We start from the raw sequence: 364 nt of genomic DNA, 5'->3' as shown, positions 1-364 counted from the left end.
AGATTAATTGACAACAAGCATTTGGATTAGTACAACAATACATTTATTCTTTATAAAACAAGAACTCTGATGGTAATGTCAGAGTTTTTTTGATTTATTGTAATAAGAACCAATCAGCCAAATAAGTATGGGAGAGAAAAATAATACCATAGAAAATGTTCCTGTTGCAATATTTCTAATAATCTCATTTTCTATTTCAAGAAATAATAGACAAAAAAATTCAAATCCTATTATAGACCCACCTCCCACAATATAACCATATGATCTGGTCTCTTTAAATTTTATTTTTTCCCTATTGGATTTTATATAGGCACGAATTATGTGATATAAAAAAATCACAAAGAAAATTCCTGCAGACAATAAT

Annotated in this window: 1 protein-coding gene; it reads right to left on the bottom strand. The window is 26.9% G+C overall.

The genetic code is table 11. From position 1 onward, the window contains the following. Window positions 1-78: 78 nt before the first annotated feature. Window positions 79-364 (bottom strand): hypothetical protein (locus SB689_RS22680; protein ID WP_410694329.1); only part of this gene is annotated, 286 nt, incomplete at its 5' end.

This window comes from Chryseobacterium sp. SIMBA_038 (assembly GCF_046535115.1).
Lineage (GTDB): Bacteria > Bacteroidota > Bacteroidia > Flavobacteriales > Weeksellaceae > Chryseobacterium.
Note: the sequence above shows the minus strand (reverse complement) of the source record. Positions and strands in the feature narration are given on the sequence as shown.